Raw genomic sequence first — 22,903 nt, forward strand, 5'->3', positions numbered from 1 at the left:
GTTTGCGTGGTCCTACGGAGTGGTGCTGCGTGCTCCCGCAGTGGTGAAGGCGTGTGCCGCTCCTGATACTGAATCGCAGGTTCCGCAGAGGACCGTTGGTGTTCAAGTTCTAACCATCGGAGACAAGCATGCGTTCCTCAATCCATCACATGGCGGCAGTGGCGCTGTGCGCCCTCACCAGCCTGGCCACGGCCCAGACGGTTCGGATCGGCTTCATTGCACCGCTCACGGGCGGCTCGAGTGACTTCGGCACCTCTGCGCGCTACGGCGCCGAGCTGGCCGTCAACGAGATCAACGAGGTCGGCGGCTACATGGGCCGCAAGTTTGAGCTCGTGGTGCGCGACGACAAGGGCGATCCTGAAACCGGATTGAAGGTGTCGCAAGAGCTCGTGGAGAAGGAGAAGGTCGACTTCACCGTCGGCTTCTGCAACACCGGCGTCGCCATGCGGTCCCTGGACGTGTTCCAGAACGCGAAGCACGTGCTGATGGTGCCCTGTTCGCAGGGCAGCGCGGTCACCACCAAGTTCCCGGCGCGGGACAGCTACATCTTCCGCGTGGCGCCGCCCGACCACACCAACGCCAAGTTCCTCGTCAGCGAAATCGTCGATCGCCGCAAGTGGCGCCGCGTGGCGATCTTTGCCGACCGCACCGGCTATGGAGAGGGCGGCCTGCGCGACCTCACGGCCGAGTTGGCCAAGCGCAAGCTCGAGCCGGTCTATGTGGCGCGATTCAACCTGGGCGTGAAGAGCCTGGTCGACGAAATGCGCGCGGCGAAGGCGGCCCGCGCGGACGCGATCATCTCCTACACGGTGGGGCCGGAGCAGGCGGTGGCGGTGAAGAGCCGGCAGGAGGCCGGCCACAGCATCCCGTACTTCGCGCCCTGGCCGCTGTCGTTCCGCAGCGTGCTCGAGACCGCCGGGGCGAGCGCGCTCGAAGGCACGATGATGGTCCAGACCATCATCCACAACACGCTGAACGAGCATCGCGCGTCCTTCATCGCCCGCTACTACAAGCATGCGAATGAACCGCGGATCGGCTCCTTGATGGCGGCGGCCCAAAGCTACGACGCCGTCAATCTGATGTTGCGGGCCATGTTCGTGACCAAGGGCGACACCGATGGCGCCAAGCTCAAGGCAGCCCTTGGCCGGATCACGAAGCCCTACCAGGGCGTGGTCACCATGTACCAGCAGCCGTTCACCGACGACGACCACGAGGCCTTCACCGAGAACATGCTCTTCCTCGGTGTGTGGAAGAAGGGGCAGATCGAGTACTTCTACCCAGAAGACGCCAAGCGCGCGGGCTTCATCCGCCGCAAGAAAGACGCGTGAGCCGCGCAGGCGTTGCGACCTGTTCAGCGGCGCCTTCGAAGAGCCGGAGCGCTACGCGCCAAACCGATCGCGCTGCGCCAGGGAGCATTCGCCCATGATCCGAAGCGATCGGTCGACCGCGCCGATGCCGCCGACGAAGGGGTGCGCCCCGCCGACGGCGCGGCGCTTCAGCTCGGCAAGCTTGGCCACGGTGCTGTCGTAGCCCGGGTGGTTGGAGAGCATGACGTCGACATTGCGCTCGACGACGACGCGGCGCATCTTCTCCGTGGAGGCGTGATACGCCTGCAGCCGCGGGACGTCCTTGCCGAAGTTGAACGCGGTGCCGCCCCACAGCAGCGCGCGATGCTGGCGCGTGCCGTCGCGCACATCGAACACCAGGCTCAGCGTGCCCAGGGTGTGGCCCGGCGTGAGGTGGTACGAGAGCGTGGTGTCGCCGAGCACGAGCTTGTCGCCGTCACGCACGGCGATGTCCCGCTGGGGTGGTGCCGGCCACACCGTGGAGGCGAATTCGAGCGTGCCGGCCATCATGGCCCAGTCTTCCTCGCTGGCCACGATGCGTGCGCCATGGCGTCGGGCGAGGTAGGACGCGCCGCCGTAGTGGTCGCCATGGCCATGGGTGACCACGATGTAGCGGATGTCGCGGGGGTCGAGCCCGAGCTTCGCCATGCCACCCTCGATGAGCGTCTTCGCCTCCTCGTCGTTGTTCAGGGCATCGATGAGGATGAGCCCTTGCGACGTCTTCAGCACCCATGCACTCACCCAAGCCGAGCCCACGAAGTAGAGGTTGTCGAACGCCTGGCCCGGGGCTGGCGGCGCCTGGGCGATGAGGCGACGAATCCCTTCATCCACCGAGGGTCCTGATGCCCGCGTCGCGGGCTGCGGGCGGCACAGGCCCAGCAGGGGCTTGAGCTCGTCTCCCGCCAGCTGCGTGGCCCGGGCGACGCGGGCCTGCACCATGGTCTCCGATGACGGAGGCGACGACGCGCATGCCGACAGCAAAACGGTCAGCACGGACAGGTAGCGCAGAGGATGTGTCATGTGCAAGCGCGGCCGGGCCGAGGAGTCGATGGCAGGTCCGAGCGTATCCCGGTCCCGCTGCGCGACGGTATCCGCAAGAACGCGATGGTGGCGCCCGCGGCTACGCCGGATCCTTGTAGACACCGCCGCAGACGACGGTGTCTTGCAGGCTCTCGCAGTACATCCGCTTGGGCTCGATCTTGCCCGTCTGGGGGTGGGTGTACTTGTACTCCTGCCAGAACTTGCCCTTGGCGCTGGCGAGCTGGAAGCGTTCCTGGATGAAGAGCTTGCCGTCGATGTCACGCAGGTCGCCCAGGTTCTTGCCGACCATGTTGGCGTTGGCCCCGTGCGCACGCACCACGCCGTCCAGGCCCCACACCGTGATGTAGAGGTCGCCTCGAACGAAGCCTCCGCGCTTGTTCGTGATGGCCGCGTAGGCCTTCTCGCGGCCGTCCTTGCGAATCGCGGCGACGGCCTTCTTCACCATCGCGACCGCCTGCGCGGGTGTGGCCCGCCGCTCTTTCGCGGATGCCGGCATTCCCAGCGGCATGAGCATCGCTGTCGTCAGCAGAAATCGGATGACGGCCTTCATCGTTCGAATTTCGGCGGATTGGCCGCTGACTTGAGCTGTCGAAAACGAGCAGCTTGCCGCGCCGGACGCGCGCACGCTTAAAGCTTTCCGCCCAGGGGCCGACATCGTGTGCAGGGCGCAGGCAACGTGCTTGCGCTGGGGCTGTGATGTTTGGCTTGATCCGAAATGCGTCGTTCCGACTGAAGGTGGTTCTCGCGCCGCTGTGCGCGATCGCCTGTCTGCTGGCGGTGGGGTTCATCGGCTACACCGCCAACAACAGCCTGAGCGGCTCTCTGGTCGATCTGGGCGAGGTGCGCGTGCCGAAGATCGTGCGTGCGGCCGAGCTTGACCAGCAGTTGCGCTCGATCCACATCCTGGTGAACCAGAGCCTTGCCTGGGAAGGCGCGGGGTTCAAGGCAGCCCACATCGATGAGCTGGACCGCAGCATCCAGCAGCAGATGACGGCCTATGAGCAGCTGCTCAACCGCACGCGGCGCGACGAGCGGCTCGATCCGTTCGAGCGACAGACGCTGCAGACCATGGCCGGCGAGTTCGCCAAGTACCGCAAGAGCGCGACCGAGGCGCTCGAGATCAAGACGGGCATGCTGGGCAACGCCGTCTTCTACATGACGACGATGGAAGGCACGTTCAAGCGCCTCCACGCGGCGGTCGACGACCTCATCGAGCACGAGAGTTCGTTGTCCAGAGACGCGGTCGAGGAAGCACGGTCACTCGCGGCGCGCAACCTCCGGCACATCGTGGCCGCGCTCGCACTGGCGCTTGCTGCGGCGGTGGCCACGGCCTGGCTGATGGCGAGTGCCGTGCACGCCGACTTTCGCGAGAAGAACCAGGCCCTGGTGCAGGCCTACCGGGCCATCGAGGAAGCCAGCCTGACGGACCCGTTGACCGGCTTGCGCAACCGGCGCTTTCTCGAGCAGCAGCTCGATGCCGACATCAGCCTGTGCCATCGCCGCTATCACGAATGGCTCAAGGCCCCGGAGGCGCCCCTGCCGCTGGATGCAGACATGGCCTTCTTCCTCGTGGACATCGACCATTTCAAGTCGCTGAACGACACCTACGGGCATGCCGCGGGCGACAAGGTGCTGGCCGAGATGCGCGGGCGCCTGCAGGACATCTTCCGGGAGTCCGACTACCTCGTCAGGTGGGGCGGCGAAGAGTTTCTCGTCGTCGCCCGGGAAACCAACCGGGCCGAAGCCGAGCGGCTGGCGGAGCGGATCCGGGTGTCGGTGGGTGGGCGGCCGTTCGAGCTCGCCCCGGGCGTGGCGGTCACGAAGACCTGCTCCGTCGGTTTCGCATGCCTGCCCTTCCTGCCTCGCGACCCCGAGGCGCTGAACTGGCTGAAGATCGTCGAGATCGCCGATCACGCCCTCTACATGGCGAAGCGCGACGGGCGCGACCGATGGTTCGGCCTGCTGGCCAACCCGAGCACCCGCTTCGAGGATGTGAACCAGTGGCTCCTGAGCGACCCCAAGGATGCCGCCATCAAGGCCGGCATGAGCATCGCCTGCCGGCCCGCCAGCGCGCGCGCCGTCGCAGAAGCAGTCGCGTAGCACCGCCGTTCCCTCAAGGGAAAACCAGTACGCGTTGGTGCGACGGCGCTGAGCGTGATCGTGCAGATGGCGACGAGACGTCGTTCCAGCACAGTCACGGCCACAGATTCGCGGACTCCCTTGGAGCGAATCTCAACCAGGAGACTTCAATGGAACGACGTGGGTTCATTCGTCATGCCGGCCTGGCCGGCGTGTTGGCTGCCGGTGCTGCGCCGGCGGTGGTTCATGCACAGGCCGTGGTGCGCTGGCGCCTGGCGTCCAGCTTCCCGAAGTCGCTCGACACGCTTTACGGAACGGCCGAGGTCTTCTCCAAGAAGGTGGCCGAGATGACGGGCGGCAAGTTCCTGATCTCGGTGCACGCGGCCGGCGAGTTGATGCCGGCCTTCGGAGTCGTCGACGGTGTGCAGAACGCCGCGGTCGAGATGGCGCACTCTGCGGGCTACTACCACTTCGGCAAGGACGAGACCTTTGCCCTGGGCGCCGCGATTCCCTTCGGCCTGAACTCCCGCCAGCAAAGCGCGTGGATGTACGAAGGCAACGGCACGAAGCTCATGCGCGAGTTCTATCGCAACTACAACATCGTCAACCTGCCCGGCGGCAACACGGGCGCGCAGATGGGCGGCTGGTTCCGCAAGGAGATCAAGTCGCTGGCCGACCTGAAGGGGCTGAAGATGCGGATCTCCGGTTTCGCCGGCCGCATCATCGAGCGGCATGGCGCCGTGCCGCAGAGCCTGCCGGGCGGTGACATCTACCCCGCCCTGGAAAAAGGCACCATCGACGCCGCCGAGTGGGTCGGCCCCTACGACGACCAGAAGCTCGGCTTCAACAAGGTGGCCCCGCACTACTACTACCCCGGGTGGTGGGAGGGCGGCCTCCACTGCGACCTGTACATCAACTCGAAGGCCTACGACGGCCTGTCGTCCGAGTACAAGGCGGTCCTCGAGGCGGCATCGTCCCACGCACACGTGGACATGCAGGCCAAGTACGACGTCCGCAACCCGACGGCGTTGAAGCAGCTCGTCGGCGCCGGCACGAAGCTGAACCGCTTCCCGAAGGACCTGCTGGAAGCCTGCTTCAAGAGCTCGATGGAGTACTACTCCGAGCTGTCGAGCAAGAACCCGAACTGGCGCAAGGTCTACGAGGACTACGCCAAGTTCCGCTCCGACCAGGTGCTGTGGTTCCGCTTCGCCGAGGCGGGCTTCGACGACTTCATGCAAGCACAGAAGTTCTGAGCACCTCTTGCAGGGAGGGGGAAGGGCCTCGTTCGCGAGGCCCTTTTTCCGCAAGGCCCGATATGAGCAGTCCGTGAGGTACCCGTGTCCGCATTCCTGAAACTGGCGCACCTGATCGATGCGCTCAATGACCGCTTCGCGAGCGTCGCCAAGTGGGCCGTCCTGGCCTCGTGCCTGATCAGCGCGGGCAACGCCGCTGTCCGCTATGGCTTCGACTACAGCTCGAACGCCTTCCTCGAAATCCAGTGGTACCTGTTTGCAGCCTGCGTGATGCTCGGCACGGCCCAGGTGCTGCGCGTCAACGAGCACGTGCGTGTGGATGTGATCTACGGCAAGTTGCCGTCGCGCGGGTGCGTGGGCATCGACCTGTTCGGCCTGATCTTCTTCCTGCTGCCGGTGATGGCGCTGCTGACCTACTTCTCGTTCCCGCTCTTCTGGAAGATGTTCCAGAGCGGCGAGATGTCGGGCAACGCCGGGGGCCTCGTCCGCTGGCCCGCGATGCTGATGCTGCCGCTGGGCTTTGCCATGGTGTTCCTGCAGGGCATCGCCGAGATCATCAAGCGCATCGGCTGGCTCGCGCACAAGTACGAGATGGACATGCACTACGAGAGGCCGCTGCAATGAGCATGGAGAATTTTGCCCCCGTGATGTTCGCGGGGCTGATCGTCATCATGCTGATCGGCTTCCCGGTCGCGTTTTCGCTGTCGGCCCTCGGCCTGCTGTGCGGCTTCTACGCCATCTACATGGGTTGGTTTCCCGCCGCGTTCATGTCGGCGCTGCCGCTCAACGTGTTCGGCATCCTGTCCAACGAGCTGTTGCTGGCCATCCCGTTCTTCACGCTGATGGGCGCCATCCTCGAGAAGTGCGGCCTCGCCGAAGACATGCTCGACTCCATGGGCCAGCTCTTCGGCCCGGTGCGCGGCGGCCTCGGCTACTCGGTGATCATCGTCGGCTTCATCCTCGGCGCCATCACCGGCACGGTGGCCGGCCAGGTGATCGCGATGGCGATGATCTCGCTGCCAGTGATGATGCGCTACGGCTACAACATGCGCTATGCGACCGGCGTGCTGGCCGCGTCGGGCACCATCACCCAGCTCGTGCCGCCCTCGCTCGTGCTGGTGGTGCTGGCCGACCAGCTCGGTGCCTCGGTGGGCGACATGTACAAGGGCGCCTGGGGCCCGTCGATCCTGCAGGTGCTGCTCTTCGCGCTCTACACCTTCCTGCTGTCGCGCATCAAGCCGAGCCACGTGCCGGGCGTGCCCAAGGAGGCGCGCACGCTCTCCGGTTTCCAGCTGTGGGCCAAGTGCCTGCGCGGCATCATCCCCTCGGCCATCCTGATCTTCGCCGTGCTGGGCAGCATGGGTGGCCTGCCCGGCATCAACACCGCCATCTGCACGCCGACCGAGGCAGGCGCCATGGGCGCCGTGGGCGCGATGATCCTGGCGGCGATCCACCGCCGGCTGACCTGGGACCTGATCAAGGGCGCCATGACCGGCACCATGCGCATCACCGCGATGGTGGTGTTCATCCTGATCGGCTCGCGCGTGTTCTCGCTGGTGTTCCAGGGCGTGGAAGGAGGCAAGTGGATCGAGCACCTGCTGTCCGACCTGCCCGGGGGCCAGATCGGCTTCCTGCTCGCGGTCAACGTCTTCATTTTCTTCCTGGCCTTCTTCCTCGACTTCTTCGAGATCGCCTTCATCATCCTGCCGCTGCTGGGCCCGGTGGCCGACAAGCTCGGCATCAACATGGTCTGGTTCGGCGTGCTGCTGTGCGTGAACATGCAGACGAGCTTCATGCACCCGCCCTTCGGCTTCGCGCTCTTCTACCTGCGCGGCATCTCCGACACGCTCTTCAAGAACGGCGCACTGCCGCGCAAGGTGCTGTCGAGCGACATCTACCTCGGCTCCATCCCGTGGGTGATCCTGCAGCTGCTGCTGGTGGTGATCGTGATCTTCTTCCCGCAGACGGTGACGGTGTTCCTCGACAAGGAGCAGAAGGTCGACATCGACAAGGTGCAGATCGAGACCCCCGTCGATGCCGGCTATGGGAACAACAACGACAACCTCGACGACCTCTTCAAGCGCGCGAACGAGCCAAGGAAGTAGGCCGCTGCCGTGTTGAAGACGACCGAGACTGATGTGCTCTGCCATTCGCCTGAGGCGGCCGTTCGCAGCCTCCAGGCGGCGTACCGGCGTGGCGACCTCGAGGCGGCCGTCCGGTGCCAGGACTTTCGTTCGGAAGCGATCCTGAGGATGCGGCGACAGGCCATCTCCTTCGATGCCGAAGCCATCGAGCGCAAAGCCCGTTCGCTCGAGCTGTCCTTTCGGCAAGCCACGGTCGAGCGGTGGCCGGACTTCGAAGGCGTGACCTCGACGATCACCTCAGTCGAGCAGATCTTCGATGAGTTCTACATGGCCATCGAGACGGGCACGGTCGGGGCCTGCACCTACGTGCGCACCCTCCACCTGTCGTGGATCGGAAACCGGTGGAGCGTGCTCGGTGCGATGCACCGGCCGTGCACTCATGGCTGAGAGCTTGTCGAACCGCACCAGCGCGTACTCGTTTCCCCGTGGGACGTGGTTCCACGCAGCAAGGCTCCGCGCTGACACGGTAGCTCCCGTGCCACCAGACCTGCACACTGCCGACGAGTCATGTGAAGCACTCAGATCCGTTTGACTTCCGGGTCTCCTGTCCTGCTGCTGGTGTGACCAGGCTGGCTGCCGGGATGGTTTGCGCGGGCTTTGAAGCCCGCGTTTTTTTTGGGGCGTCGCGCGGGCTCAGAACCGCCGGCTGGCGGTGATGCTGCCGAACATCGGTCTTGCCTCCTGCCCGCGAAACTCGCGCGTGCGCCAGTAGTGCGCCAGCGCCAGCTTCCAGCCGCGCACGGTGAGGCTGGTGCCCACGCCGAGGTCGGCGACCAGGGGGCGCTTGTCGACGCTGTGGCTGTCTTTCCAGGTGTTGCCGTCGAGCGTGATGTTCCAGGCGACGGCGCGCACGTCGACGCTTGCGAAGAAGTGGCCCTCCCAGTCGCCCGAGGGCAGGCGCAGCACCGGTGCGGTGTTCTCGCCCGAGGGGCGCAGCGGGTCGCTGCCGAAGTCGTCGGGCAGGCCGCGGCCGAGTCGCCATTCGGCGCCCACGTTGGCGTGCGTGAGGTAGTTGCCCACGCTGCCGCCATAGTGGGTGATGAGGTCCCACGACCAGAAGCGGCTGCCCCAGAAGGGCTGCTGGCCATAGCGGCGCAGGCGCTCGTGCACGACCTGCAGCACCGGCTCGTCGCGCAACTGGTGGTCCCAGCCTTGCCAGTGCTTCACGCCGATCACGTTGTGGATGCCGTTCTGCACCTGCTGCCCGCGCGCCGACGGGCCGACCATGCCGATGCGGACCTGCGTGGTGCGCAGTCGCTCCTCCTGCCGGGCGTTGTAGCCCACGCCGAACAGCAGCGCCGCCGCATAGGGCCGGTCGCGCGGCAGCAGGCTGGCGCTCTCGCCTTCGGAGGGCGTGTAGATCGCCTGCGTCAGGGTGAAGAGGAAATTGCGCTGCTCGTAGTCCTGGGGATGCAGGTCCTCGAGGAACCGGTGCACGCGCCGCAGGCCGTTCGGCACGCAATCGGCGTCATGGGCCCGCTCGAGGTTGGCCGACATCCAGCCGAACTCGAAGCCGCTGGTGTAGCCGCGGTCCTGGCCGTCGAAGCCGAGGGCGTCGTTGTCGAGGCGCACGTTGAGGATGGGGCGGGCCCGCTCGCCGTTGGGCAGCTGGCAGGCCAGCGCGGGCAGGGTGGTGATGGACAGCAGCAGGGGGAGGGCGACGGCTCCGAAGTGGACGTGCATGGGCGTGGTGGCGAGAGCGGTTCGAATGCGATCCACTCGGCAATCGCCATGCCGCGACACGCCTTCGTGTGGCGATCAGGCCAGCCGGCGGCGCCGCGCGGCCACGCCCACGTCGGCCTTGATCACGCGTGCCATGTAGTCGAGGGCGTCCCGCTTGAGCGTGGTCGACTCCGCCGCCGTGCAGTCGCCCGGCACCCAGAGCGCGTAGCCGCGCAGGTTGGCGTCCATCGCGCTGAGCTGCACGCAGATGTCGGTGGCCAGGCCGGCGATGACGAGCCGCCTGGCATGCATCTGCGTGAGCAGCAGGTCCAGCGGTGTGGCAAAGAAGGCCGAGTGCCGGGGCTTGAGAATCACCAGGTCGTCCGGCGACGGGGCCAGCAACTCCGCCGTCTCGGCGGCCACGCCGCCACGCTCGCGGCAACTTTGCAGCACGTCGTGGAAGTCGGACCGCCACTGCCCGTAGTTGTCGTTCGCGTAGACGACCGCGTGGCCGGCGCGCGCCATCCGCGCCTTGAGCCGCGCCGTGGCCCGCGCGGCCGCGAGCGCATGTGGCGCCAGGCGACCCGCATGCGGGAAGTCGAACGGGTTGATCACGTCCACCAGCAACAGCACGGTCTCGCTCTTGGGCAAGGCACGCGCCTCGCCCATGCGCATGGGGGGCCGGCTCGGCGCGCTCACGCCGAGCCGGGCCTTGCTCTGCGCCGGTGCGCTCATGCTGTCTCCTGCGGCATGCCGAGCACTCTAGGCCGCGCGTCGCGGCTGCGGCATGAGGCAGCGGCCGCACTTGCTGTAGGACAGGCGGCCGTCGTCAGCCCGCGCGCAAGACCTTGGCGGCCGCCACCATGTTGGCCAGGGCCGGGATCACCTCGGCCCACTGCCGGGTCTTGAGCCCGCAGTCGGGATTGACCCACAAGCGCTCGGCCGGCACACGCTCGGCGGCCTTCTTCATCAGCTGCACGATGTGGTCTTGCGTGGGGATGTTGGGCGAGTGGATGTCGTAGACGCCGGGGCCGATCTCGTTGGGATACTTGAAGTGCTCGAAGGCATCGAGCAGCTCCATGTCGGATCGCGAGGTCTCGATGGTGATGACGTCAGCGTCCATGTCGGCGATCGACTGGATGATGTCGTTGAACTCCGAATAGCACATGTGGGTGTGGATCTGCGTCTCGTCGGCCACGCCGTTGGCCGTGATGCGAAACGCTTGCACCGCCCAGTCGAGGTAGTGCTGCCATTGCGACTTGCGCAGCGGCAGGCCTTCGCGCAGCGCGGCCTCGTCGATCTGGATCACGCGCACGCCGGCACGCTCGAGGTCGAGCACCTCCTCGCGGATGGCCAGCGCGAGCTGCTGGCAGCTCACCGAACGCGGCTGGTCGTCGCGCACGAACGACCAGTTGAGGATCGTCACCGGGCCGGTGAGCATGCCCTTCATCGGCTTGTCGGTGAGTGACTGCGCGAAGCGCGTCCATTCCACCGTCATCGGCCGCGGCCGGCTGATGTCGCCGAAGAGGATGGGCGGCTTCACGCAGCGCGAGCCATAGCTCTGCACCCAGCCGAACTGGCTGAAGGCGTAGCCCTCGAGCTGCTCGCCGAAGTATTCGACCATGTCGTTGCGCTCGGCTTCGCCGTGCACCAGCACGTCGAGGCCCAGCGCTTCCTGCTCGCGCACGCTGCGCTCGATCTCGGCGCGCATCGCGGCCTGGTAGCCGGCGTCGTCGAGCCGGCCGGCCTTGTGTTCGCTGCGGGCGTGGCGGATCTCGGCCGTCTGCGGGAAGGAGCCGATGGTGGTGGTGGGGTACGCCGGCAGCTTGAGCCGGGCCGCCTGTTGCTGCGCGCGCTGCGCATACGCGCTCTTGCGCTGGCCGAGGGTGGCGCTCAGCGTCGCCACCGCGTCTTTGACCGCGGGGTTGTGGACGCGTGGCGACAGGCGCCGGGCCCTCGCCGCGGCCTGGTTGGCGGCCAGTTCGGCATCGACCGCGCCGCGGCCGTGTTTCAGCGCACGCGCCAGCACGTCGAGCTCGTCGAGCTTCTGCAGCGCGAAGGCGAGCCAGGACTTCACCTCGGCGTCGAGCTTCGTCTCGCTCGCCAGGTCCACCGGCACGTGCAGCAGCGAGCACGAGGGCGCGATCCACAGGCGGCTGCCCAGGCGCTGCGCCAGCGGCTCCAGCCAGTCGAGCACGGCGTTGAGGTCGGTCTTCCAGATGTTGCGGCCGTTGATGACGCCGAGCGACAGCACTTTCAGCGGCGAGATCAGGTTGAGCAGCGGCTTGATGTCGCTTCGCCCGTTGACCGCGTCGATGTGCAGGCCGGCCACCGGCAGGTTGGCGGCGAGGTGCTGGTTCTCGTCGAGCGTGCCGAAGTAGGTGGCCACGAGCAGCTTCACGCGGCTCGTCTTGAGGTGGTGGTAGGCGTGGTTGAAGGCGTGCTGCCAGTCGAGGCTGAGCTCGGTGACGAGGAGCGGCTCGTCGACCTGCACCCACTCCACGCCGTGCGCGGCCAGCGTCTCCAGCAGCTCGGCGTACACGGGCACCAGGCGGTCGAGCAGGGCAAGCTTGTCGGAGCCGTCCTTCGCCTTGCCGAGCGCGAGGTAGGTCACCGGGCCGACGATCACGGGCTTGGGCGTCACGCCGAGCTCGCGCGCTTCGGCCAGTTGCGCGACGAGCCGCGAGGCATCGAGCGTGAACTGCGTGGACGCGCTGAACTCCGGCACGATGTAGTGGTAGTTGGTGTCGAACCACTTGGTCATCTCGCCGGCGGCCACGCCGCCGCAGCAGGCGGCGTGCTCCGCCCCCTGCGCCGAGCGGCCGCGCGCCACGCGGAAGTAGTTGTCGAGCGGGTCGCCGTGGAAGCCCCTCACCCGCTCGGGCAGGTTGCCCAGCGTGAAGCTCATGTCGAGCATCTGGTCGTAGAACGCGAAGTCGCCGACGGGCACGAAGTCGAGCCGGCCCTGCTGCTTCCAGTGGCGACGGCGCAGCTGGGCGCCCAGTGCCTTCAGGTCATCGCGCGAGGACTCTCCCTTCCAGTAGGACTCGAGCGCGAACTTGAGCTCGCGCTGGGCGCCGATGCGGGGGAAACCGAGGTTGTGGGTGGTGGTCATGTGCAGCCTTGTCTTGAACGACCCGAAGGGTAGGCAGCGCGACCCATGAAGTAAAATGGTATTAGTTCAACATTCGATGAATGGTGTTCATAGATGCTGGAGCGCATCCACCTCGCCATCGTGCGAGAGGTCGACAAGCAGGGCTCGCTGACGGCCGCGGCCGAGGTGCTGTGCCTCACCCAGTCGGCGCTGAGCCATGCCATGAAGAAGCTCGAGCAGCAGCTGGGCACCGACATCTGGCTGCGCGAAGGCCGCAGCCTGCGGCTCACGCAGGCCGGCGAGTTCGTGCTGGCCGTGGCCAACCGGGTGCTGCCGCAGCTGAGCTTGGCCGAGGAGCGACTGCAGCAGTTCGCGCAAGGCGAGCGTGGCACCTTGCGCATCGGCATGGAGTGCCACCCGTGCTACCAGTGGCTGCTGAAGATCGTGTCGCCCTACCTCGCGGCTTGGCCCGACGTCGATGTCGACGTGAAGCAGAAATTCCAGTTCGGCGGCATCGGCGCACTCTTCGGCTACGAGATCGACCTTTTGGTCACGCCCGACCCGCTGTTCAAGAAGGGCCTCGTGTTCGAGCCGGTCTTCGACTACGAGCAAGTGCTGGTGGTGGCCGCCGGTCACCCCCTGGCGCAGGCGGCGCACGTCAAGCCACGCCAGCTGATGGACGAGGTGCTGATCACCTACCCGGTGGCGACCGACCGGCTCGACGTCTATACCCAGTTCCTCATGCCCGCGGGCGTGACGCCGCTGCGCCACAAGACCATCGAGACCACCGACATCATGTTGCAGATGGTCGAGAGCGGCCGCGGCGTGGCCGCGCTGCCGCGCTGGCTGGCAGAGGAATATGCGCAGAAGATGGAGGTGGTGGCCGTGCGGCTGGGGCCGCGCGGCATCGCCAAGCAGATCTACCTCGGCGCGCGCGAGGCCGATGCGGGCATCGACTACCTCAAGGCCTTCGTCGAGCTCGCGCGCGGCTCGGGCCGCATCGGAAGGACAGTGCGATGAAGATGATCCTCACCTCGGCCACCACCCCGGAAGGCTACGTGGCGGGCCTCGACGGCTGGCAGCGCCGGTACGTCGACGCCTTGCGCAGCACCGTGCTCGGGGCGGCGCCCTCGCTGGAGGAGCGCCTCAAGTGGGGCCACCTCGTCTACTTCGACCACGGGCCGGTGCTGCTCATCCGCGCCGAGCCGGCGCGCGTGCTCTTCGGCTTCTGGCGCGGCCAGCGCCTGCGCCACGTCGAGCCGCGCCTGAAGCCGGGCGGCAAGTACGAGATGGCCACGCTCCAGCTGCTGCCGGGCACACCCCTGGAGCAGGCGACCGTGGTGCGGCTGGCGCAGGAGGCGAGTGCGCTGAACCGCTCGGTGGGCGATCCGACCGCGGCCGTGGGCTGACACGGCCGCCCGTCGAGGGCCGCGCCTAGGGTTTTCAAGCCCCCCGGTCCGGCGGGGGGCTGTCCCCGCAGGCGCGGTGTTGAGCCCGGTTGCATGGGGTTACAGAATGCCTCCCATGCGCCGCCCTCCCGATTTCAAAGCCACCCAGGTCTTCGACTGGGACCACGAGCCTGCCGACGAGCGGCCGACCGATTTCGGCCGTTCGACCGGCTACTCCTCCCTGTCGGGCTTCGGCAGCCTGCAGCATGTGTCGGGCAGCGCCCATCGCTCCCGGCAGAACCAGGGCGCCGGCATGTTCAAGCTGATGGCCGTGACCTGCGTGGTCCTGGGGCTGAGCGTCTCGGCGCTCTACACGATGGTCCAGTACCTGCGCGGGGGCTGAGCCCCGCCGTCTCGGTCTCAGCTGCCGCGGGCCGGCCGGGGCAGCAACATGTCGACCGCATGCAAGAGGGCCGAGGGATCGGCCGGCTTGGTCAGGTGCACTGAAAACCCCGCCGCCGCCGCGCGCGCCTTGTCGGCCTCCTGGCCGTACCCCGTCAACGCAATGAGCTTGCCGTTCCAGGCTGACCGCGCAGTGCGCAGCGCCTCCGCGAGCTGGTAGCCGTCCATCTCGGGCAGGCCGATGTCGAGCACCGCCACGTCGGGCTGGAAGTGGGTGAACAACGCGAGCGCCGCGTGCGGGTGGCCGGCGGTCTGCACCTGGTGGCCGGCCTCGCGCAGCAGCTCGGCGGCGGTGTCGAGCGCATCGGCGTTGTCGTCGACCACCAGCACACGCCCGGTGCCGTGGCCTGCGATGCGTTGCGGCACAGTGCCAGCATCGGGTGGTGGCTCGATCGTCGGCAGCTCGATGATGAAGCGGCTGCCGTGGCCGAGGCCATCGCTGTGCGCCTTCACCTCGCCGCCGTGCAGCTGCACGATGTTCTGCACGATGGCCAGGCCCAAGCCCAGGCCGCCGATGGCGCGCTCCGAGGTCTGCGGCGCCTGGTAGAAGGGCTCGAACACACGCGCGAGCGTCTCGGCCTGCATGCCTTCGCCCTGGTCTTCCACGCACAGCCGGGCGCGCTGGTGCAGCCCGTCCAGGCTCGCGGCGAGCGTGATGGCGCCGTCGCCCCCGAAGCGCAGTGCATTGGTGAGCAGGTTCGTCACGGCCTGCACGAGCCGGGTCTCGTCGCCTTCCACCCACAGTGGCGCCGAGGGCAGCTCGACGAAGAGCCCCTTGCTGCGACGTGCCTCCACCGCCGGTTGCACCGCCTCGACCGCACGCTCGACCACGGCAAAGAGGCTCACCGGCTCGCGGCGGATCTCGAGCTTGCCGCGTGTGATGCGAGAGACGTCGAGCAGGTCGTCGACCAGCCGCCGCATGTGGGCCACCTGGCGGCCCATGATCTCGCGCTCGCGCGAGGTGCTGTCGTCGCTCTTGCGGTTGAGCAGGTGCAGCGTGGTGAGCATGGGCGCGAGCGGGTTGCGCAGCTCGTGGCCCAGCACCGCGAGGAACTGGTCCTTCGCCTGCGCCGCGGCCGTGGCCTGGCTCAAGGCCTCACGCATCGACGCGGTGGTCTCGCTCAGGCGCTGCGAGGCCGAGCGCAGCGCGCGGGCCATCTCGTCGATCTCGTCGATCTCGCTGTGCATCTCGGCGACGGGCCGGCCCTCGCCCAGCTGCACGGCGCTGTCGCGCACGGCATGGATGTCTTCGGTGATGCGGTCGGCGATGCGGCGCGCGAGGCCCATGCACAGCAGCACGGTGGCGAGCGTGCCGGCCACGTACCACGCGAGGCCGGTGGCGAGCGCCTGGTCGGGGCCTTCGGTGGGGGCGCCGACGGCGACCGTCCACCCCACGTCGCGCAGGCGCGTGAAGCCGGTGTACACGTCATCGCCTTCGAGCGATCGGGTGAGCCCGCTGCCGCTGCTGGCCGGGCTCGAGATCAGGGCCCTGAGCGTGGGCGAGGGGCCCTGGCTCTGGTGCTCGCGCGTGCGCGCGACACGGTTCTGCGCGTTGTCGAACACGGCGATCACCCAGCCGGGCGGCACGCTCTGCTTCTGCAGGACGTCGAGGATGGGCTCGGGCTTCACCGCCGCCGTCAGCACATAGGCGAGCTTGCCGTCGATGACGACCGGCCACCGCACGGCGAAGGCACCCGACTGGCGTCGGCCGAAGGTGAGGCCGCCCACCACCGGCTGGCCGGTCTGGATGACTTTCGCGAGGCTCGTGGGGTCGACCACCCGCGGCTCGCGGCTGCCATAGGCCTCGACGGTGTTGAAGAGCGGCTCGCCCTGCCCGTTGGTGAGCACCACCGCGAGCCATGCGGGCCGCGCGGCCACCTCGTTTTGCGCCACTTCGTAGAAGGCTGCGATGTTGCCCTCGGCCAGCGGCCTGGCGCGTGCCATCGCGGCCAGCGAGCGCACCGTGGCGTCGATCTCCGACTCCACCGCGCTCGCCAGCGCACGCGACAGCTCCAGCGTCGAGCGCTGCAGGTTCTGCCGCTGTGTCTGGATGGCATTCCAGATGCCCCACGCTCCCAGCAAGGACACCGGCAGCAAGCCCACCGCGGCCAGCAGGATCAGCTTGTGACGCAGGGGGCGGGCAGGGCGGATGGTCATGAAGGGCTTCGAGGTGCGCGTGAGCTTACCCGCCCTCCTGCGCCGACACGGCCTTATCCCCCCGCGCCTTTAGCCTTTGACGCAGACCACCTGCTTCAGCGTGTGCACCACGTCGACCAGCTCGGCTTGAGCGGCCATCACGGCGTCGATGTCCTTGTAGGCCGCGGGCGTCTCGTCGATGACGTCCTTGTCCTTGCGGCATTCGACGCCTTCGGTCGCCGTGCGGTGGTCGGCGAGCGTGAAGCGGCGCTTGGCCTCGCCGCGGCTCATCACACGGCCCGCGCCGTGCGAGCAGCTCTCGAACGAGTCGGCGTTGCCCTTGCCGCGCACGATGTAGCTGCGCGCGCCCATGCTGCCGGGGATGATGCCCAGCTGGCCGGCCTTCGCACTCACCGCACCCTTGCGGGTGACGTACACGTCTTCGCCGAAGTGGCGTTCCTTCTGCACGTAGTTGTGGTGGCAGTTCACCGCCTCGATGTGCGACTGGAAGTTCTTGCGGATCACCGTCTTCGCGGCCTCGATCACGCGCTTCATCATCACCTCGCGGTTGAGGGCCGCGAACTTCTGCGCCCAGCCCACCGCCCGCACGTAGTCGCCGAAGTAGCGGCTGCCTTCCTCGAAGTACGCGAGGTCGCGGTCGGGCAGGTTGGCCTGGTGGCGCATCGCGTCCTGCTTGGCCAGCTCGATGAACATCGTGCCGATGAAGTTGCCCACGCCGCGCGAGCCCGAGTGCAGCATGAACCAGACGAACTTCTGCTCGTCCAGGCAGACCTCGATGAAGTGGTTGCCGGTACCGAGCGTGCCCAGGTGCTGGATGTGGTTGGTCTTGGCGATCTTCGGGTAGTCGCGGCACAGCTCGGTGAACTCGGGCTCGAGCTGTGCCCAGGCGGTGTTCACTGAGCCCGGTGGCTTCTGCCAGGCACCGGGGTCACGCGCGCCGGGCGAGCGGCCATGCGGCACGGCACGCTCGATGGCCGAACGCAGCGGGCCGAGGTTGTCGGGCAGGTCTTCGGCGGTGAGCGTGGTCTTGCAGGCGATCATGCCGCAACCGATGTCGACACCGACGGCCGCCGGGATGATGGCCTTGACGGTCGGGATCACCGAGCCGACGGTCGCACCGATGCCCAGGTGCACGTCGGGCATGGCCGCGATGTGCTTGAAGACGATGGGCAGACGGGCGGCGTTCGAGAGCTGGCGCTTGGCTTCGTCTTCGACGGGCACGCCCCGCGTCCACATCTTCAGCGGCACGCCACCGGGCACGTCTTCGTGGATGTGTTGAGGTTCTTCCATGATGTTGATTCCTTCATTGCACGCAGCCGCTTTGGGCTGCGAGTGCGTAGTTCTTGAGTTCTTCGTCGCCGGGCCCAAGCTGGCGCACGAACTCCGCGAGGCGGCGATCGACCGCCGCTTTGTCCAGGTACTCGATGTGGTGCCCGATGCCATGCAGCGCCGAAACCTGCACGTCACGCCACGGCATCGACAGCATTTGCGCGAAGACGTTCCACAGCGCCTGCTGCCAGCGTGGCGAATGACGCACGTTCCAGAACGTGGGCCAGACGTCGAACCACATGTAGCAGACGAAATAGAGCCGATCCGAGCGCGAGCCGATGGGCGAGCGGGCGTCGCCCAGGCGAGGGCCGAGGCAGGTTTCCCACACCTTGGGCAGCGCGGCCATCATGCGCATGGCCTCGTCTTCCGGCACGCCGGGGTCGATCGCCGCGAAGGCCACGTTGCTGACGCTGTTGCTCATCACGTAGTTGAGCCCCATGCCGACCTGTTCATCGTTGTAGGCCGCAAGGTCTCGGCCGGCGTTCGCGAAGAGGCAGGCCTGGATGCGGGTCCATTCGAGCGGCGTGGCCTCGAACGCCGGTTCGTCGAGCGACCAGAACCACTCCTGCTCCTGCCCCTGCGGCACGGGCCGGTCGAAGAGGTAGCGCAGGGCCGACGCGTACAGCGCCGGGTCCAGACCGAGGCCTTGCGGCGACCAGTCCTGTTCCCGCGCCAGCTTGCGCTGGGCCTGGCGGGTGCGTTTGGCGTTCATGGTGTCGTTCTTCCAATCGAATTGTCCCGGGGGAGCAACGCTGCTCCCCCGGGAGGGTCAAGGCCGAAGCTTCACGAGGCCGTTGAGCACCTGGTCGAGACCCCCGAACACGGAGATCTTGTCGATGCGCTCGGCCACGCGTTCCAGCGTCTCCAGCTCCTTCAGGCGCAGGGCGGTGGGGTTGTCCTCCATCACCTTGGCCGTGTTGAGCAGGGAACGCGTCGCCGCGGTTTCCTCGCGGCGGCGGATCACGTTGGCCTCGGCTGCCTTGCCGGCCTCGACCACCTGGGCGAGGATGGTCTTCATCTCGCCCGGCAGCACGATGTCCTTCACGCCCACGCCGTCGATCTCGAGTCCGTAGACCGAGAGCTTGGCGCGCACATGGGCCGACACCACCTCGTCGATCACCGACTTGTTCTCCAGCAGCTCGTCCAGCGTGCGCGTACCGACGGCCGCGCGCAGGCCGAACTGCAGCTCGCGGTACAGGTGCTCCGCGGGCTTGGCGAGCCGGGTGTAGGCGGTCAGCACCGCGTTGGCGTTGGCATAGCGCCAGGTCGCCGACAGGTTGAGACGCAGGCCCACCTTGTCGCGGGTCAGGATCTCCTGGCCGGTGACCTCGAGGGCCTGCAGGCGCAGGTCGACCAGCTCGACCGAAATCGTGCGGTTGAACTTCCAGAAGCCGTGCGGGCCCGGCGGCAGCAGGCGCTCGACCTTGCCGTCGACGGTCAGCACGCCCACGGCGTGTTCGGGCACCTGCACGGTGAGCACGCCGGCGAGGCCGGCGACCGCACGCGAGCGCAGCTGCGTTTGCGTGAGGCGCTGCACCAGGGCGGGCGGCAGCTCGGCGGTGTCGGTGATGTCGATCACCTCCACGCGCACGTCGACCAGGCCCTTCCAGTACAGACGTCGGGTCGCCGGGGCCAGCAGCTCGACCAGCACGCCGTTCTCGTAGCGCAGGCCGACCTGCGTTTCAGTGAGCTCGACGCGCACGAATTCGGCCTCGACCACCGCCGGCTCCTTGGCCAGCAGGTAGTCGGACAGCGGGTGGGTGAAGGCCGGCTGTTCGATCGAGAAGGTCTCGACGCGCAGACGGTCGAGGCCGGACGCGAGCCAGTGCGTGCCGGGTTGCAGCACGCGCTCGAAATCGCCATTGCGCAGCAGGAGGCCGCGTTCGTTCTTCTTGACAGTGACACGCTTGAATTCCATGGGTGTTCTCCTTTTTGTCTTGCGTGTGTTTTGAATAGGGTGCCGTTACAGGGACGGCAGCGGACGGTGGATGCCTGGGCCCGGGCGACACGGTGCGCGTCGGTGCTCGCCTCCCAGTCGAGCACCTCGGCTTGCCGTGCACGCGAACCCCGCGTGCCCCACGTGCGGGCTGCCGCCGCTGATGAGGCCTTGCGGCTTCACGTTCGGCGGTGGTCTTGCGACCGGTTTCTGGAGTTTTGGAACGGGAGTCGAACCCGCGACCTACACATTGAAAATGTGCTGCTCTACCAAGCTGAGCTATCCAGTTGGTGGCCATCCGGGAGTCGAACCCGGCACACGAGGTGCAAACCACTTGATGGCCGCATCAGCTGCGATCGGCGTGCGGCATGTGCCACCACGACGGATTGCTCCCGGCAGCAGCACACCGGCGAGGCAGGCCTTCACCCGAACCCCAACCTGTGAGCAGTTCGCCGTTCGCAGAAGATTCGTTACGCCACGTGCAGTTCCGACCGCACGATGCGCTTGCCCACACGCTCGATGCGACGCCAGCCGCTGTTGTCGTTCAGCGTGATCCAGCGGCGCTCTTCGGCGCGGTAGAACCAGTCCTTGTCCTGCTGGTAGTAGACCTGCGAGGCGGTCGACTCCCAGATGTTCAGGATCTCGTTGCTGTGGGCATGCGTCTCGTCGAAGTCGGTCGTCGCCTTTTGGCCCATCTCGCTGTAGAAGCTGTTGAGCTGCAGCAGCATCGCGTTGACTTCCAGCGGCATGCGCTCGGCCTTGAGGCCGATCTTCACCGCTTCGTCCAGCAGGATGGGGTAGCTGTGCGACGGGTACTTGCCGTTCAGCGCCGTCGCGACGCCTCGGCCTTCTCGGCGTCGGTGACGTGATAGGCCAGCAGCTCGCGGCACAGCATGATCGACAGCGACTCCGCACGGTCCACCGCGCCGATCACCAGCGGGTGCACGTACTGGAACAGCGACTTGTACGCGTTCTCAGGATGCTCACCCTGCTGCTCGCGCCACAGGCGGATCACGCGCTGCAGCTCGTTCAGGCTCACGCTCACGCGGTCGTTGTCACGGTCGACCGGCGAGAGCGGGTGGTTGAGCGAGGTGTCGACGGCGGTGAGGTAGGCGGTCGGGCCCATCTGGATGCCGTCGGCGCCGAGCGCCACCATCGTCGCGGCGGACGCGCACTCCAGCGGCACGAGCGCCACGAGACGATCGCAGTGCTGGCGCAGCAGGTTCACGATGCGCAGCGAGGTCTGGCCGCTGCCACCGTCCGACTTGAGGAACAGGTACAGCACGGGGTGGCGGCCGAGCTTCGCGAGCACGTGGTGCAGCGCGATCACGTCGTTGCTGCACACCGAGCCACGGGGGCCATTCCAGTAGGTGACCATCGGGCCACCCAGGCGATCGGCCAGCTTCGCGATCAACGCCTGCGTCTTGCCGAAGAGCACGGGCGGCTGCTTGACCTTGAGGTCGAGCGCTGGGAGTTGTTCGTTCTTCATGATGCGTCTTTCGGTTGAGTGAGTGGAGGCGGGACCGCCCCCGCACTCAGCCGTGCAGACGCGATCCCTTGGGCAGGCGTGCGGCCAGCCACTCGTGCACGTCGGCACGGATGCGGCGGCCTTCGAGCAGGAAGTTCTCGAAGCGGCTGGGCACGTAGGGCAGGTACAGCAAGGGCATGCCGGCTTCCTCCGGCGTGCGGTCGGCCTTGCGGCCGTTGCAGCAGGCGCAGGCGCAGGCGGTGACGAGGTTCATCCAGCCCCAGGCGCCGCCACGCGACTCGGGCTGGATGTGTTCGCACTGCAGGTCGCGGTCGCCAAACACGCCCCCGCAGTAAGCGCAGGTGTGGCGGTCGCGGCGGAAGAGCTTGTGCTTGGTGATCGCCGGCACGATGTCGTGCAGGTTGATCTTCGAGGCACCGCGCAAGGCGACGATCGGGTGGACCTCGATCAGCGACTGGCGGTTGCGGGCGACGTTGAAGCCCCCGCGCAGGGTGGCGAGCGGTCCATCGCCATCCACCCACGCGACCGAGCCCGTGGCCACGTGCAAAGCGGCCTGTTCGAGCGAGATCCACGCTTGGGGCGTGCCCTGGAGGTCGAGTTGCAGCACGTGGCTGTGAGGGTCTTGGTGCATGGGTGGCCTCCTTTCTGCGGCCGATGGGTTGGGTTGAGATGGCAAGGGCGGCAGGATTCGAACCTGCGTGGCACCGGTTCAAAGCCGGCTGTCTGAGGCCTCTCGACTACGCCGCGGTTGTTGTTGGTCCCCTCGGTCCGAGTCGAACGGACATGCCTTGCGGCCCCGGCTTCTGAGACCGGTGCGTTTGCCTGTTTCGCCACGAGGGGGCATGAAAGATGCGCATGCGCTGAGGGGTGACCGGTCGGACTCGAACCGACACCAACGGCACCACAAACCGCGGCTCTACCCTTGAGCTACGGCCACGCCTCAGCACACGCACAAGCACTGGTCTCGGTGGTCCGGATCGAACGGACGGCCTCATGCTCCCAAAGCACGCGCGCTGCCAACTGCGCCACACCGAGAAAGAAGAATGGACTCGACGGCCCGATTGCTCGGGCTTTGCCCTCGGCCTTCGGCCCGTCGCAAGCGACGTCCTGGTCGGCTCGCGCCGCCCAGAGCGAACGGGCGCGGGCTGTCGCCGTCTGCTTTGCAGGCAGATGCCTTCGACCACTTGACTACATCGAGATGAACTGGCACCTCGTGCACGACTCGAACGTGCGACCTCCTGCTTCGTAGGCAGGCGCTCTGATCCACTGAGCTAACGAGGTATGCAACTGGTGCCGAGAGAGGGCTTCGATCCCCCGACGCACGCGCCTTCAACGCGCCGCTCTACCGACTGAGCTATCTCGGCAAAAAAGGAACTGGCGCCTCGTGCGGGAGTCGAACCCGCGGCTTCCGGCTAGACAGGCCGGCACTCTTCCGCTGAGTTAACGAAGCGAATCCATCCGGTCACGGGTTCCGGCGCCGCCCAATCGTTGCGGCCGATTTCCGCCTGCGAAGCGTGAGCTCC

21 protein-coding genes and 7 tRNA genes are annotated in these 22,903 nt (G+C 67.2%); 9 read left to right on the forward strand and 19 right to left on the reverse strand.

What is annotated here, in order from left to right; genetic code table 11:
- The first annotated feature begins 128 nt into the window (after window positions 1-128).
- Window positions 129-1,328 carry an ABC transporter substrate-binding protein gene (locus JI745_RS19390; RefSeq protein ID WP_201810791.1) on the forward strand — a complete coding sequence of 400 codons (1,200 nt, stop codon included), beginning with the start codon at window positions 129-131 and terminating at the stop codon, window positions 1,326-1,328.
- 51 nt (window positions 1,329-1,379) lie between these two features.
- Here the strand turns inward: JI745_RS19390 and JI745_RS19395 are convergent, their stop codons facing one another.
- Together JI745_RS19395 and JI745_RS19400 are read right to left on the reverse strand one after the other, a co-directional pair.
- On the reverse strand, window positions 1,380-2,366 hold the full coding sequence (locus tag JI745_RS19395; protein ID WP_201810792.1) for an MBL fold metallo-hydrolase: 987 nt from the start codon (window positions 2,364-2,366) through the stop codon (window positions 1,380-1,382).
- Between the two features lie 100 nt (window positions 2,367-2,466).
- Window positions 2,467-2,937, reverse strand: coding sequence for a cache domain-containing protein (locus JI745_RS19400; RefSeq protein ID WP_236675054.1), 471 nt, complete (start codon window positions 2,935-2,937; stop codon window positions 2,467-2,469).
- Between the two features lie 146 nt (window positions 2,938-3,083).
- Between JI745_RS19400 and JI745_RS19405 the strand changes: the two genes are divergently transcribed.
- From JI745_RS19405 to JI745_RS19425, 5 genes are all read left to right on the forward strand, one after another.
- Window positions 3,084-4,487: a diguanylate cyclase gene (locus JI745_RS19405; RefSeq protein ID WP_201810795.1), complete on the forward strand. Its 1,404-nt coding sequence runs from the start codon at window positions 3,084-3,086 to the stop codon at window positions 4,485-4,487.
- Window positions 4,488-4,636: 149 nt separating this feature from the next.
- Window positions 4,637-5,719, forward strand: coding sequence for a TRAP transporter substrate-binding protein (locus JI745_RS19410; RefSeq protein WP_201810798.1), 1,083 nt, complete (start codon window positions 4,637-4,639; stop codon window positions 5,717-5,719).
- A gap of 84 nt (window positions 5,720-5,803) precedes the next feature.
- Window positions 5,804-6,343 (forward strand): TRAP transporter small permease subunit, encoded by a 540-nt coding sequence (locus JI745_RS19415; protein ID WP_201810801.1) that lies wholly within the window; start codon window positions 5,804-5,806, stop codon window positions 6,341-6,343.
- Window positions 6,340-7,824 carry a TRAP transporter large permease subunit gene (locus JI745_RS19420; RefSeq protein ID WP_201810804.1) on the forward strand — a complete coding sequence of 495 codons (1,485 nt, stop codon included), beginning with the start codon at window positions 6,340-6,342 and terminating at the stop codon, window positions 7,822-7,824. The genes JI745_RS19415 and JI745_RS19420 overlap by 4 nt, the downstream gene beginning before the upstream one ends.
- A 9-nt stretch (window positions 7,825-7,833) precedes the next feature.
- The gene (locus JI745_RS19425) at window positions 7,834-8,250 is read left to right on the forward strand and encodes a hypothetical protein (protein WP_236675055.1); all 417 of its coding nucleotides are present in this window, start codon (window positions 7,834-7,836) and stop codon (window positions 8,248-8,250) included.
- A gap of 246 nt (window positions 8,251-8,496) precedes the next feature.
- Here JI745_RS19425 and JI745_RS19430 read toward each other — a convergent pair whose 3' ends face one another.
- The 3 genes from JI745_RS19430 to metE form a co-directional block, all read right to left on the reverse strand.
- A complete protein-coding gene (locus JI745_RS19430; protein WP_201810810.1) occupies window positions 8,497-9,546 on the reverse strand; it encodes a lipid A deacylase LpxR family protein in 1,050 nt (349 codons plus the stop codon).
- Between the two features lie 75 nt (window positions 9,547-9,621).
- On the reverse strand, window positions 9,622-10,260 hold the full coding sequence (locus JI745_RS19435) for a cysteine hydrolase family protein (RefSeq protein WP_236675056.1): 639 nt from the start codon (window positions 10,258-10,260) through the stop codon (window positions 9,622-9,624).
- A gap of 94 nt (window positions 10,261-10,354) precedes the next feature.
- Window positions 10,355-12,640: a 5-methyltetrahydropteroyltriglutamate--homocysteine S-methyltransferase gene (gene metE / locus JI745_RS19440; protein WP_201810813.1), complete on the reverse strand. Its 2,286-nt coding sequence runs from the start codon at window positions 12,638-12,640 to the stop codon at window positions 10,355-10,357.
- Between the two features lie 93 nt (window positions 12,641-12,733).
- Here metE and JI745_RS19445 point away from each other — a divergent pair, with 93 nt between their 5' ends.
- The 3 genes from JI745_RS19445 to JI745_RS19455 all read left to right on the forward strand — a co-directional run bounded on the left by JI745_RS19445 (window position 12,734) and on the right by JI745_RS19455 (window position 14,410).
- Window positions 12,734-13,639, forward strand: a complete 906-nt coding sequence (locus JI745_RS19445; RefSeq protein ID WP_201810816.1) for a LysR family transcriptional regulator — start codon at window positions 12,734-12,736, stop codon at window positions 13,637-13,639.
- The gene (locus JI745_RS19450) at window positions 13,636-14,028 is read left to right on the forward strand and encodes a DUF1801 domain-containing protein (RefSeq protein WP_201810818.1); all 393 of its coding nucleotides are present in this window, start codon (window positions 13,636-13,638) and stop codon (window positions 14,026-14,028) included. Before JI745_RS19445 ends, JI745_RS19450 begins: the two co-directional genes overlap by 4 nt.
- A 115-nt stretch (window positions 14,029-14,143) precedes the next feature.
- Window positions 14,144-14,410, forward strand: coding sequence for a hypothetical protein (locus tag JI745_RS19455; RefSeq protein ID WP_201810820.1), 267 nt, complete (start codon window positions 14,144-14,146; stop codon window positions 14,408-14,410).
- A 17-nt stretch (window positions 14,411-14,427) separates the two neighbouring features.
- On the opposite strand, the gene JI745_RS19460 is transcribed toward JI745_RS19455, so the two are convergent.
- The 14 genes from JI745_RS19460 to JI745_RS19525 all read right to left on the reverse strand — a co-directional run bounded on the left by JI745_RS19460 (window position 14,428) and on the right by JI745_RS19525 (window position 22,830).
- The gene (locus JI745_RS19460) at window positions 14,428-16,626 is read right to left on the reverse strand and encodes an ATP-binding protein (RefSeq protein ID WP_201810822.1); all 2,199 of its coding nucleotides are present in this window, start codon (window positions 16,624-16,626) and stop codon (window positions 14,428-14,430) included.
- Window positions 16,627-16,695: 69 nt separating this feature from the next.
- Window positions 16,696-17,916 carry an RtcB family protein gene (locus tag JI745_RS19465; protein WP_201810824.1) on the reverse strand — a complete coding sequence of 407 codons (1,221 nt, stop codon included), beginning with the start codon at window positions 17,914-17,916 and terminating at the stop codon, window positions 16,696-16,698.
- A 13-nt stretch (window positions 17,917-17,929) separates the two neighbouring features.
- Window positions 17,930-18,667, reverse strand: coding sequence for a hypothetical protein (locus JI745_RS19470; protein WP_201810826.1), 738 nt, complete (start codon window positions 18,665-18,667; stop codon window positions 17,930-17,932).
- Window positions 18,668-18,724: 57 nt separating this feature from the next.
- Window positions 18,725-19,873, reverse strand: a complete 1,149-nt coding sequence (locus tag JI745_RS19475; protein ID WP_201810827.1) for a slipin family protein — start codon at window positions 19,871-19,873, stop codon at window positions 18,725-18,727.
- Window positions 19,874-20,361: 488 nt separating this feature from the next.
- The gene (locus JI745_RS19480) at window positions 20,362-20,667 is read right to left on the reverse strand and encodes a hypothetical protein (RefSeq protein WP_201810830.1); all 306 of its coding nucleotides are present in this window, start codon (window positions 20,665-20,667) and stop codon (window positions 20,362-20,364) included.
- Between the two features lie 47 nt (window positions 20,668-20,714).
- The gene (locus tag JI745_RS19485) at window positions 20,715-21,380 is read right to left on the reverse strand and encodes an SDH family Clp fold serine proteinase (RefSeq protein ID WP_201810833.1); all 666 of its coding nucleotides are present in this window, start codon (window positions 21,378-21,380) and stop codon (window positions 20,715-20,717) included.
- A gap of 46 nt (window positions 21,381-21,426) precedes the next feature.
- Window positions 21,427-22,011, reverse strand: coding sequence for an HNH endonuclease (locus JI745_RS19490; protein ID WP_201810835.1), 585 nt, complete (start codon window positions 22,009-22,011; stop codon window positions 21,427-21,429).
- A 124-nt stretch (window positions 22,012-22,135) separates the two neighbouring features.
- A tRNA-Leu gene (locus JI745_RS19495) sits at window positions 22,136-22,220 on the reverse strand.
- Window positions 22,221-22,246: 26 nt separating this feature from the next.
- Window positions 22,247-22,317: transfer RNA gene (locus JI745_RS19500), tRNA-His, on the reverse strand.
- Between the two features lie 22 nt (window positions 22,318-22,339).
- Window positions 22,340-22,415: transfer RNA gene (locus JI745_RS19505), tRNA-Pro, on the reverse strand.
- Between the two features lie 9 nt (window positions 22,416-22,424).
- Window positions 22,425-22,578: transfer RNA gene (locus JI745_RS19510), tRNA-Cys, on the reverse strand.
- Window positions 22,579-22,584: 6 nt separating this feature from the next.
- Window positions 22,585-22,661, reverse strand: a tRNA-Arg gene (locus JI745_RS19515).
- 7 nt (window positions 22,662-22,668) lie between these two features.
- Window positions 22,669-22,744: transfer RNA gene (locus JI745_RS19520), tRNA-Phe, on the reverse strand.
- Between the two features lie 11 nt (window positions 22,745-22,755).
- Window positions 22,756-22,830: transfer RNA gene (locus JI745_RS19525), tRNA-Asp, on the reverse strand.
- Window positions 22,831-22,903 lie beyond the last annotated feature (73 nt).

It is taken from the genome of Piscinibacter sp. HJYY11 (assembly GCF_016735515.1).
In the GTDB taxonomy this organism is placed as follows: domain Bacteria; phylum Pseudomonadota; class Gammaproteobacteria; order Burkholderiales; family Burkholderiaceae_C; genus Rhizobacter.